Annotated in this window: 9 protein-coding genes; 4 read left to right on the top strand and 5 right to left on the bottom strand. The window is 72.0% G+C overall.

All coding sequences use genetic code 11. The features are described 5' to 3' along the window. Positions 1 to 169: 169 nt before the first annotated feature. Positions 170 to 1132 carry a 2-hydroxyacid dehydrogenase gene (locus OG446_RS27370; RefSeq protein ID WP_328896513.1) on the bottom strand — a complete coding sequence of 321 codons (963 nt, stop codon included), beginning with the start codon at positions 1130 to 1132 and terminating at the stop codon, positions 170 to 172. Positions 1133 to 1407: 275 nt separating this feature from the next. Here OG446_RS27370 and OG446_RS27365 point away from each other — a divergent pair, with 275 nt between their 5' ends. The 4 genes from OG446_RS27365 to OG446_RS27350 all read left to right on the top strand — a co-directional run bounded on the left by OG446_RS27365 (position 1408) and on the right by OG446_RS27350 (position 4358). Continuing rightward, complete coding sequence (locus tag OG446_RS27365; RefSeq protein ID WP_328898430.1) at positions 1408 to 2364, top strand: aldo/keto reductase; 957 nt, start codon at positions 1408 to 1410, stop codon at positions 2362 to 2364. Positions 2365 to 2581: 217 nt separating this feature from the next. After that, positions 2582 to 3772, top strand: a complete 1191-nt coding sequence (locus OG446_RS27360) for a PQQ-dependent sugar dehydrogenase (RefSeq protein ID WP_328896512.1) — start codon at positions 2582 to 2584, stop codon at positions 3770 to 3772. A gap of 54 nt (positions 3773 to 3826) precedes the next feature. Next, positions 3827 to 4072: a DUF6191 domain-containing protein gene (locus OG446_RS27355; protein WP_328896511.1), complete on the top strand. Its 246-nt coding sequence runs from the start codon at positions 3827 to 3829 to the stop codon at positions 4070 to 4072. Positions 4073 to 4202: 130 nt separating this feature from the next. Continuing rightward, positions 4203 to 4358, top strand: coding sequence for a hypothetical protein (locus OG446_RS27350; RefSeq protein ID WP_328898542.1), 156 nt, complete (start codon positions 4203 to 4205; stop codon positions 4356 to 4358). 31 nt (positions 4359 to 4389) lie between these two features. On the opposite strand, the gene OG446_RS27345 is transcribed toward OG446_RS27350, so the two are convergent. The 4 genes from OG446_RS27345 to OG446_RS27330 form a co-directional block, all read right to left on the bottom strand. Beyond that, a complete protein-coding gene (locus OG446_RS27345; protein ID WP_328898429.1) occupies positions 4390 to 7536 on the bottom strand; it encodes a helix-turn-helix transcriptional regulator in 3147 nt (1048 codons plus the stop codon). Between the two features lie 57 nt (positions 7537 to 7593). Further along, a complete protein-coding gene (locus OG446_RS27340) occupies positions 7594 to 7773 on the bottom strand; it encodes a hypothetical protein (RefSeq protein ID WP_328896510.1) in 180 nt (59 codons plus the stop codon). Positions 7774 to 8000: 227 nt separating this feature from the next. Continuing rightward, on the bottom strand, positions 8001 to 8705 hold the full coding sequence (locus OG446_RS27335; protein ID WP_328896509.1) for a hypothetical protein: 705 nt from the start codon (positions 8703 to 8705) through the stop codon (positions 8001 to 8003). Positions 8706 to 8785: 80 nt separating this feature from the next. Beyond that, positions 8786 to 11017, bottom strand: a complete 2232-nt coding sequence (locus tag OG446_RS27330; RefSeq protein WP_328896508.1) for an MMPL family transporter — start codon at positions 11015 to 11017, stop codon at positions 8786 to 8788. Positions 11018 to 11093 lie beyond the last annotated feature (76 nt).

Genomic DNA, 11093 nt, shown 5'->3' with positions numbered 1-11093 from the left:
TCGCCCCCCTCGCGTGTGGCTTCCTCCCCGGCGCCGTCCCTTCCACGGCGCAGCCCCCCTTTCGGGACGATACACCAGAGTCGTCACGCAGGGACATAGTTCCTCTACTCTCCGTGACGACCTGCGGTGTTGTCGGTACACAGGGGTACGGAACGTGCCCGTAGCGTGTTCAGCCGGTGGTGCGCACGACGTTGTGCACCGGCTCCCCCGCGGCGAAACGGCTGAGCTGTCCGGCCAGCAGGCGCTTGGCGCGCGGCAGGAACGCCGAGGTGCTGCCGCCCACATGCGGAGTGATGAGGACGTTCGGAGCATGCCAGAGGGGATGGCCGGAAGGGAGCGGTTCCGGGTCCGTGACATCGAGGGCCGCGCGCAGCCGGCCGGACTCGAGTTCGGACAACAGGGCCTTGGTGTCGACGACACCGCCGCGGGCCACGTTCACGAGCAGCGCCCCGTCCGGCATCGCGGCGAGGAAGTCCGCGCCGACCAGCCCTTGCGTGGAGGGGTTCAGCGGGGTGGACAGGATGACGACATCGGCCTCGGGCAACAGTGCGGGCAGGTCGTCGAGTGTGTGTACGGGGCCGCGTGCGGTTGTCCGTGCGGAGCGTGCGACGCGCGCCACCCGCGCACACTCGAAGGGCGCGAGCCGGTCCTCGATGGCGGAACCGATCGATCCGTAGCCGACGATCAGCACGGACTTGTCGGCGAGGGCGGGGTAGAAGCCGGACCGCCACTCCTCCTTGTCCTGGCCGTGCACGAATCCGGGGAACCCGCGCAGCGAGGCCAGGATCAGCGCGAGGGTCAGCTCGGCGGTGGACGCCTCGTGGACCCCCTTGGCGTTGCAGAGCCGTACGCCCGCGGGCAGCAGCCCGAGGCCCGGCTCCACGTGGTCGATGCCCGCGGAGAGCGTCTGTACGACCTGGACGCCGCTCATGCCGTCGAGCGGGCGGACCGCGACCGTCGGTCCCTTCATGTAGGGGACGACGTAGAAGGCACAGTGGGCGGGGTCGGCGGGGAAGTCCTGTCCGCCGTCCCAGAAACGGTAGTTGAGGCCCTCGGGGAGTCCCTCGATCTCGTCGGCCCGGAAGGGCAGCCATACGTCGGGGGCAGGGGCGGATCGCGTGGTGGAAGTCATGGTCAGGAGGCTATGCGAAGCCGGGTGGGGCGCAGAGGTTGCGACCTGGTGCACGATAGAGAGCGGATCAGAGAGCGGCGTCATGCGGCTTCGAATCCAAGGCGGAGGAGGGAGGCGACGCGGAGCGTCGTTGACTGACGACAACGCCGGAGGCGGAGTCGCAGGGCGTCGGGAGCCCGCTCGCTATCGTGCACCAGGTCGTTAGTTTGGGGGTGCGGTGCGAGGGAGGGTTCGGGGAGTTGGAGCGCAGAAGTCTCGGTGCGGCGGCGCTCGCCGTGGGTGCCGTCGGTCTCGGCTGTATGCCGATGAGCTGGGCGTACAGCGCCTCGCGGCAGCGTGGTGACGAGGCGTTGCGCGCGGTGCACGCGGCGCTCGACGCGGGTGTCGACCTGCTCGACACGGCCGACATGTACGGGCCGTTCACCAATGAGCTGCTGCTGGGGCGGGCGTTGAAGGGACGCCGTGAGCAGGCCTTCCTTTCCACCAAGTGCGGTCTGCTGGTGGGTGATCAGCACATCGTGGCCAACGGCCGTCCGGGCTATGTGCGGCGGGCCTGTGATGCCTCGTTGCGGCGGCTGCAGACGGATGTGATCGATCTGTACCAACTCCACCGGGCCGACCCCGAGGTGCCCGTCGAGGAGACCTGGGGCGCGATGGCGGAGCTCGTGAACGCGGGCAAGGTCCGGGCGCTCGGGCTGTGTGCGGTCGGGGCCAGGGCCGCTCGCCGACGGGGAGCGCGGACACACGACGAAACGATCCGGCAGCTGGAGCGGGTCCAGCAGGTCTTTCCGGTGAGCGCGGTGCAGGCGGAGCTCTCCGTGTGGTCCCCGCAGGCGCTGGAGGCGCTGGTGCCGTGGTGTGCGGCGCGCGGGGTCGGGGTGCTGGCCGCGATGCCGCTGGGCAGCGGCTATCTGACGGGCACGCTCACTCCGGGGCAGGGTTTCGAGCCGGAGGACCTGCGGGCCAGGCATCCGCGGTTCACCGCCGAGATGATGGCCGCGAACCAGCCGGTGGTCGTGGGGCTGCGGAGGATCGCGGAGCGGTACGGGGCGACACCGGCACAGGTGGCGCTGGCCTGGGTGCTGCGGCAGGGACCCCAGATCGTGCCCGTGCCGGGGACCAAGCAGGAGCGGTGGGCCGTCGAGAACGCGGCGGCGGCCGGGCTGACGCTGACGGATCAGGACCTCGACGAGATCGACCTGCTTCCGGCCGCACGGGAGTCGTGGGACTGAGCACCCGTACACGGCATCGGCGTGTGAAGTTTGATCGCCGAGCGAGAAAGTGCACGGGCTTCGGGAACCCTGGGAGCGGCCGCGGTGTAAGAACAGGGGACAGGCGGTCGTCGAAGGGGTCGGTGCTGTGCGCGGTGCGAGGTTCGGATCTGTGCGGGAACCGGTGGGGCGTCGCGCGACGCCCCGCGGGAATGGCCGGGGTGCGCGGCGGGGAGCGGTGGCCGTGCTGGCGGCCGGCGCCCTGATGCTCACCGCGGGGTGCTCCTCGCAGGAGGGTGCCGAGAGCACGGCGGGCCAGGGTGCGAGTTCACCGGCCGGCTCCCCCGCGGCCCCGTCAGGCCGGGCGGCCTCGCCGTCCACGTCGCCGTCGGCCTCGCGTCCCGCGGCCGGTCTGCCGCCCGCGAAGGGCTCGGTGAAGGTGGTGTCGACCCTCACGGAGGGTCTGGAATCGCCGTGGGGCCTGGCGGAACTGCCGGACGGCGATCTGCTGGTGGGCTCGCGCGACAGGGGGACGATCACCCGCATCGACGCGAAGAACGGCAGGAAGACGCTGTTGGGCACCGTGCCGGGGGTGGCGGCGGCGGGCGAGGGCGGGCTGCTCGGCCTCGCGGTCTCCCCCGACTACGGCACGGACCACCTGGTGTACGCGTACTTCACCACGGCGTCGGACAACCGCATCGCCCGCATGCTCTACGACGAGGACGGGACGACCCCCGGTCAGCTGCTGGGCGCCCCCGACACGATTCTGCGGGGCATCCCGAAGGGCGCCATCCACAACGGCGGCCGGATCGCCTTCGGTCCGGACCGCATGCTGTACGCGGGCACGGGCGAGACGGGGGACGACGGCCGCGCGCAGGACAAGGAGTCGCTCGCCGGCAAGATCCTGCGGATGACCCCGGACGGTGAGCCGCTGCACGGCAATCCGCAGGCCGACTCCGTGGTGTATTCGTACGGTCACCGCAATGTGCAGGGGCTGGCCTGGGACGAGCACAAGCAGCTGTGGGCGGCCGAGTTCGGCCAGGACACCTGGGACGAACTGAACCGGATCGTGCCGGGCGGGAACTACGGCTGGCCGGAGGCCGAGGGCAAGGCGGGCGAGGCCGGATTCCTCGATCCCGTGGCACAGTGGAAGACGTCGGAGGCGTCCCCGAGCGGCATTGCCTTCGTCAAGGGCTCGATCTGGATGGCCGGTCTGCGGGGTGAGCGGCTCTGGCGGATCCCGCTGTCCGGTACGGCGGACAAGGAACCTCTTGCGGCGCCCCAGTCGTTCCTGGAGGGGAAGTACGGCCGTCTGCGCACCGTGCTCGCCGCGGGCGGCAACAAGCTCTGGCTCGTGACGAGCGAGACGGACTCACGTGGCACCCCGAAGCCGGGAGACGACAAGATCCTGGTGGTCGAGGTGCGGTAGGGCCTTTCGACGAGAGGTCCCGGCGGCCACAGTCGGCGGAAGGGTGCGCGGCCCGTGTTCAACTTCTTCGAGGAACTCTTCGCACCCGGACGCAAGCACACTGCCGAGGAACAGAAGCGGCTGGAGCTGACCCGGGTGGATCTCGGCGTCGGCGACCCCGCGCGCGGCCCCATCGACCTGACCTCCGGCAAGGTCGTGGTCCACCGCCGTGCCGAGAACGGCGACGGGGACCCCGGGGAGCCGGAGGGGGACGGCGACGAGCCGGACGAGGGCGAGGCGGGCGTCCACTCCGGCCGGTGAGCAAGGCTTCCGTGCGTGAAACCGCCGTGCGTGGAGTCGTCATGCGTGAAGTCGTCGGACCGCCGGAAGCCTTGGTCGTGGGAGCCCTCGGGGGCCGACCGTTTTCGGCGCGTGCGACAGCGTCCCCGACATGGCCGGCGGTGAGTACGTCTGCCGAAGCCGGAAGCTCGCCCCGTACGCAGTCCTTCCGGCACCGCTGGTCGGCTCCTTGACCGGACTCCTGGCCGGGCTCTATCCCTCGCTGCGGGCGGCGCGCGTCGAGCCACTGGAGGCGCTGCGGCAGTGACACGGCGCGGGGCCCGGAAGCGGGACGGCCTTCAGGCGTCCTTCGGCATCCGGTACAGCCGCAGCCGGTGAGCGAGTGCGGCCGCTTCGCCGCGGCCCGTGACGCCGAGCTTGGCGAGGATGTTGGAGACGTGCACGCTCGCGGTCTTGGGTGAGATGTAGAGCTCCTCGGCGATTTTGCGGTTGGTGTGGCCGGCGGCCACGAGCCGGTGCACCTCCTGCTCGCGCGGGGTCAGTCCGAAGGACTCCACGGCGGCCGCCGCCGCGGCCCTGAGCTGTTCCTCCGGGTGATCCTGGCCGCCCGGCTCGTCACCGTCCGGGACGGTGACGGCCAGCGGGATGTCGTCGCCCGAGCCGGGACGGGCATCCGGACCAGGACCGGTGAGAGCGATGCGGGCGCGGCCCGCCAGCAGCTCGATGGTCTCGGTCAGCGGGCGCGCCCCGAGCCGTAGGGCGGTGCCGTGGGCGTCGCGCAGCACCGCGGCGGCCGCGGTGCGGTCGCCGGAGGCGATGAGGAGGGCTTCCGCCCAGCGATGGCGGATCTGCGCCAGTTCGTACGGACGGTGCAGAGGGGCGAAGGCCTCGGCGGCGCGGGACCAGTGGTCAGGGGTGTCCAGGCCTTCGGCCCGGGCCAGTTCGGCGTCGATCAGCACACCGTGGGCCGCCCACACGGGGACGAGCGCCGGCAGTCGCTTGAGGTGGCTGCGGACGAGCGCGAGGATGCCCGGCCGGCCCGGTTCCGTGGCGGGCAGGCCCCGGGCATCGGCCTCGGCCGCGGCGACGACGTGCAGCAGCGGAAAGGCGTACCGCTGGGTGCCGGGCGGGAAACCCTGCTCCGCCTGGGCCTCGAAGGCCGCCCGCGCCTCCGGCAGTCTCCCCTGCTGCACGGCGATGGTGATGGCGTGCCGGACGCCGTTGATGAGGTGCTGCGGCTGAGGATCGCTGGATCCGAAGCTCCTTGTGGCCAGCGCCAGTTGCTGCTCGGCATCGACGAGGTCGCCCCGCGCCAGGGCCACTTCGGTGCGCCGCGCGGCGACGAGGCCCTGGGCCTTCCGGGACAGTGCCGTGCGGGAGGCGGCCTCGGTGGTGGCCAGGGCCTCGTCCCAGCGGCCGAGGGAGAACAGCGACATCGCCTGGTTGGTGCGTGCCCAGGCCTCCATGTCCGCGACACCGTGGCTGTGGCAGACCTTGACGCCGTGCTCTGCCGCGGTCACCGCCTCCAGCGACCGGCCCATGGCTTCGAGGGTGGAGGGGAGGTTGATGGCCGCCCGGCCCATGACGCCGACGAGGCACAGCTCCTCGGCCCGGTCACGGACGGCGTAGAGCTCGGCGATGCCCTCGTCGACGGCCCCGGCGTCGGCGCTCAGCCAGGCGCGGGTCAGCCGTGCGTGCAGCTCGATGGACTCGTCGCCGACCAGCCGGGCGTACTCCACGGCACGGTCGGCTGCCGCGAGGGTCCCGGCCCCCGGCTGGTGCAAGGCGCCCCAGCCGGCCACGTTCGTCAGGACGTCCGCGTGCACGGCCGACGGGGGCAGGCCGCGGACGAGCTCCTCCGCCGTGGCCAGTTCGTCCCAGCCGTCGCCCCGGGTGAGGTCCTGGACCAGGCGGGAGCGCTGGACCCAGAACCAGGCGGCGCGCAGGGCGTCGTCCTCGCTCTCCAGGATGCGCAGGGCCTTCTTGCAGAGGGCCAGCGACCGTTCGCGCTCCCCGCCGAAGCGGGCGGCGACGGTGGCTTCGGCCAGCAGGTCGAGATGGGTCAGCGGGGCGGAACCGTCGCGGCTGCCGCAGGCCGGATAGACCTCGGCGTAGTCGATGGGCCGCAGGGTGCCGCGTATCGCGTCGGGGGCTTCGTCCCACAGCTCCATCGCCCTTTCCAGCAGTCGCAGTTGCTCGGCGTAGGCGTTACGGCGGCGGGCTTCGACCGAAGCCTTCAGTACGGCCGGCAGGGCCTTGGCCGGGTCGTGCGCCCCGTACCAGTAGCTGGCCAGGCGCGTGGCGCGCTCGCCGTCGCGGACCAGGGTGGGGTCGGCCTCCAGGGCCTGGGCGTAGCGCCGGTTCAGCCGGGAGCGTTCGCCGGGGAGGAGGTCGTCGCTGACGGCTTCGCGGACCAGGGAGTGCCGGAATCGGTAACCGTTGCCCTCCGGGGTGGTGAGCAGCAGATTGGCGCCGACGGCTCCGCGGAGGGCCTCGATGAGCTCGTCCTCGGCGAGGCCGGCGACGGCGGCCAGCAGTTCGTACTCGACCGCCGAGCCGCCTTCGGCGACGATGCGGGCGATCCTCTGGGCGCCGTCGGACAGGGCCTCGACACGGACGAGGAGGAGGTCGCGCAGGGAGCCGGGCAGCCCGGCGGCCCCGTCACCGCACTCCATGCTGCAGGCGAGCTCCTCGACGAAGAAGGCGTTTCCGTCGGAACGCTCGAATATCTCGTCCACCAGGGCGGGTTCGGGTGAGCCCGCGAGGATGCCGGTGAGCTGGCGGCGGACCTCGGCCCGGTTGAACCGGGCGAGTTCGATGCGGCGCACGGTGCGCAGCCTGTCCAGTTCGGCCAGCAGGGGGCGCAGCGGGTGGCGGCGGTGGATGTCGTCGGCGCGGTAGGTGCCGATCACGACGAGGCGGCCGCTGCGCAGCGTACGGAAGAGGTAGGAGAGGAGATGTCTGGTGGAGGAGTCGGCCCAGTGCAGGTCCTCCAGGACGAGCACGACGGTGCGGTCCGCGGAGATGCGCTCCAGCAGCCTGGCGGTGAGCTCGAAGAGGCGGGCGGTGCCGTGTTCGTCGGCCGCCTCCCGGCCGGCTTCGCCGAGCTCCGGAAGGAGCCGGGCCAGTTCGCCCTCCTGGCCCGCGCAGGCCGCGGCCATCTCCTCGGGCAGGATGCGGTTCAGGGCGCGCAGGGCGGTGGAGAACGGGGCGTACGGCAGGCCGTCGGCCCCGATCTCGACGCAGCCGCCGACCGCGACGACGGCCCCGCGGCGGACCGCCACCGCGAGGAACTCCTCGACCAGACGGGTCTTGCCGACGCCCGCCTCGCCGCCGACGAGGAGCGCCTGCGGCTCACCGCCACCGCCGGACGGGGCGTTGCCGGCGGCGGTGGCGCGGGCGAGTGCGTCGGTGAGCGCGGCGAGTTCACCTGTGCGGCCGACGAACACGGGACTGACTGACCTGGTCTCCACGTCGCCGAGCATCGCACATGCGTCCGACAGTGCGGAGCCGGAAAAACGGACCGTCACGGCAGTCGGCCCTTATGCGGCGTGCGCGAACCGCTCCCGGTCCGTGCCCGCACTCACCTTCCTCTCGCGTTCCTGGCGGGCGGAACCGCGGGTCGCCTTACGGGCGCGGCGGGCCTCCCGGACGAGCCGCTCGGCGGCGGCACGGCGGACGAGTTCGGCTGCCCTGATCTTGTGGAGTTCCAGCTCGTACATGTGATTCCTCCTGGGGACGGGCCCGTTGGGCCTCGGTGGCGGCAGTGCTTCTGCCGTGCCACCACTGTCGTCCCCCAGGGGGTGGTGCCGCATCGGGCGAGTTCCGCATCTGCGGCGGCCGGGGGCCTTAGGGAGGGGCTTACGCCACCGCACGGGCCCGCCAGGAGTACTCGCCGATGCCTTAGGCCGCGCCGCGCGGCGGCGTACGGGCTCCGGTGGGACAGCCCTCAGCCCGCGGTGGCCGGTGCCGTCGGCAGGGCGACGATGAGGTCGAAGTACATGCACACGGCGATCAGTACGCCCAGCACGCCAAGGGCGATCCCTCCCTTGGCGACCGCGCGGATCCAGCCCGGCTGCGGGTGTGCAGACGGGGCACCGAACGCCGGCCGGACCAGGACGTAGACGCCGACGAACAGTGCGAGCAGGCCGAAGAGACCGTTGACCAGCGCGGTGGCGTGCCACGCGTCACCGTAGATCTCGGAGATCTGCTGGGCGGCCGTGGCGCCGGACGAGGTCTTGAACTGCCCGATCAGCGTCTCGCGCTCGGCGGCGACCCGGCCGCTCCAGGCGCCGCTGAGGGAGACGATGCCGAGCCCGACGGAGACGACCGCCGCCGCGGCGGTGCCGAGGCCCGAGGACTCCTTGAGCGCCTCGTCGTCGTCCAGGTCCAGGTCCAGGCCGAGGTCGTCGTCGTGACGTTCCTGGTCGAGGTCCTGCTCCGCGTCGACGCCGGACTCGGAGGCTTCCTTGTCGAGCCGCGTCGTCGATTCCTCGGCCGGGGCGGCATCGGTGACGGCCTTCTCCGTGGTGTTCCCGGCGGTCTTCGCGACGCCCTTTCCTGCGGTCGTCCTCTCGGCGGTGTTCGCCTCGCCGTCGCCCTCGGCGACGGGGTCGGTGGGAGTGGTGGGGGTCGTGGGGGTCGTGGAGTTCATCTGCCGCACGCTAGGCGCAGCAGATGAGAACCCTCTTAACGGCCTGTTCGCGCCGGGCCTCGGCTCGGACGCCGCACCGGTCAGTGGACGCGCTGTGCGGCCGCCGCGACCTCGTCGCTCCCGGACTCGCTCGCGCACGCCGCCGGGATCCTCGCTCGCGGGGTTCCGCAGTCGGGCGGTTCGATGCTGATGCGCGGCAGCCGCCGGTCCAGCCAGCCGGGCAGCCACCAGTTCGCCCCGCCCAGCAGATGCATGAGGGCGGGGACCAGCAGCGTCCGCAGGACGAAGGCGTCCAGGGCCACGGCGGCGGCGAGCGCGATGCCGAACATCGCGATGACCCGGTCGCCGCTGAGCACGAAGGCGAGAAACACCGAGATCATGATCACGGCGGCCGAGTTGATCACCCGGCTGGTCTCGGCCAGGCCGACCCTGACCGCCCGCCGGTTGTCGCCGGTCTCCAGCCATTCCTCGTACATCCGGCCGACCAGGAAGACCTGGTAGTCCATGGAGAGGCCGAAGAGCACGGACACCATGATCACCGGCAGGAACGGCTCGATGGGCCCCGCGCTGCCCAGGCCCAGCAGCTCGCTCCCCCAGCCCCACTGGAAGATCGCGACGACGACACCGAACGAGGAGGCCACCGCCGCCACGTTCATCGCCGCGGCCTTCAGTGGGATGCCGACCGACCTGAAGGCCATCAGCAGGAGCAGACAGCCGAGTCCCACGACGACACCGATGAAGAGCGGGAGCTTGCCGACGATGATCTGCGCGAAGTCGTCGTAGCTGGCCGTCACCCCGCCCACATGGGTCCGGAGCGAGGTGTTCTCGGACGCCTTCGGCAGGACGTCCGTCCGCAGCCGCTCGACGAGCTCGCTGGTCTGCCGGGACTGCGGTTCCGTGTCCGGGACGACGGTGACGTACGCGGTGTCGCCGCTGGAGTTGTACGTCACCGGGTAGGCCCAGGCCACCCCGTCGGTGGCGCGCAGCGTCGCGGGCAGGGCGTCCATCGCGAGCCGGTCGTCGGCACCGTCCAGATACGCGGCGACGGTCAGCGGGCCGTTGACGCCGGGGCCGAAGCCGTCGGCGAGCAGGTCGTACGCCTGCCGGGTGGTGGAGGACCGCGCGTTGTTGCCCTGGTCGGAGCTGCCCAGGTGGAGCGAGAAGGTGGGGAGCGCGAGGACCAGCATCACGACGGCCGCGAGAGCCCCGAGCAGTTTGGGGTGCCGCTCCACGAAGGCGGACCAGCGGGCCGCGAAGCCGGTGGCCGGCTCCGGCTGCGGGCCGTGCTCGGCCAGCCGCCGGCGCTCGCGCCGGTTCAGCGCCCGCATGCCGATGAGGGACAGCAGAGCGGGCAGCAGGGTCACGGAGGCGATCACGGTCAGGACGACGGTGAGCGAGGCGGCGATGGCGACGCCGTTGAGGAAGCTCAGCCGCAGGATCAGCATCCCGAGGAGCGCGATGCAGACGGTGGCCCCGGCGAAGACGACGGCCCGCCCGGTCGTCGCGACCGCGTGCTGCGCCGCCTCGGGCACGGACATGCCGCGCCGCAGCCCTCTGCGGTGACGGGTGACGATGAAGAGCGCGTAGTCGATCCCGACGCCGAGTCCGATGAGCATGCCCAGCATGGGGGCGAAGTCGGCGACGGTCATCACGTGTCCGAGGAGCACGATGCCCGCGTACGCCGTGCCGACCGAGACGAGGGCGGTGGCGATGGGCAGCATGCTCGCGGCGAGCGAACCGAAGGCGAGGAAGAGCACGACGGCGGCGACGACCACCCCGACGGCCTCGCTGAGGTGGGCTCCCGGTGCTTCGGTGAGGGCTATGGCCGAGCCGCCCAGCTCCACCTGGAGGTGTTCGCCCGCGGCGGCCTTCGCGGTGTCGACGACGGCCCTGGCCTGCGCGGCCGGTACGTCGTCCGCCTGCCGGTCGAAGGTGACGGTGGCGTAGGCGGTGTGCCCGTCGGCGCTGATCTGCCCGGACCCCGGGTCCGCGTACGGCCCGGTGACGGCGCCGACGCCGGGCAGCCGTTCGACGGCGTGCAGGGTGGCGGTCATCTTCTGGGTGACGTCGGCGGCCCGCACGGTGGAGTCGTCGGTGTGCCAGACGATGGTGTCGGTGTCACCGCCGAGATCCGCGAAGCCGTCCTTGAGCAGCTCGGCCGCCCGCCCGGACTCGGTGCCCGGGGCCTCGTAGTCGTTGGAGTAGGCGGAACCCGCGAACCCCGCTGCGGCCGCCGTGCCGCCGAGGGCGAGCAGCCAGATGAGTACGGCGAGGAGGCGGTGCGTGACGCACCAGCGGGCGATGGCAGCCAAGGGACGTACTCCCTGCGGGTTCGTGGTCTCCACAGGGGTTCGGCAGAACCGTCCGTGTGAGAACGCATGACCTTGA

This window comes from Streptomyces sp. NBC_00236 (assembly GCF_036195045.1).
GTDB lineage: Bacteria > Actinomycetota > Actinomycetes > Streptomycetales > Streptomycetaceae > Streptomyces.
The sequence above is the reverse complement of the archived record's forward strand: the minus strand, read 5'-3'. Positions and strand labels throughout refer to the sequence as shown.

What these genes read in the sequence shown, in the direction of transcription:
- OG446_RS27345 (WP_328898429.1), bottom strand. Translation starts at nt 7,536, where the DNA reads ATGCTCGGCGACGTGGAGACCAGGTCAGTCAGTCCCGTGTTCGTCGGC.
- OG446_RS27350 (WP_328898542.1), top strand. Translation starts at nt 4,203, where the DNA reads ATGGCCGGCGGTGAGTACGTCTGCCGAAGCCGGAAGCTCGCCCCGTAC.
- OG446_RS27340 (WP_328896510.1), bottom strand. Translation starts at nt 7,773, where the DNA reads ATGTACGAGCTGGAACTCCACAAGATCAGGGCAGCCGAACTCGTCCGC.
- OG446_RS27370 (WP_328896513.1), bottom strand. Translation starts at nt 1,132, where the DNA reads ATGACTTCCACCACGCGATCCGCCCCTGCCCCCGACGTATGGCTGCCC.
- OG446_RS27335 (WP_328896509.1), bottom strand. Translation starts at nt 8,705, where the DNA reads ATGAACTCCACGACCCCCACGACCCCCACCACTCCCACCGACCCCGTC.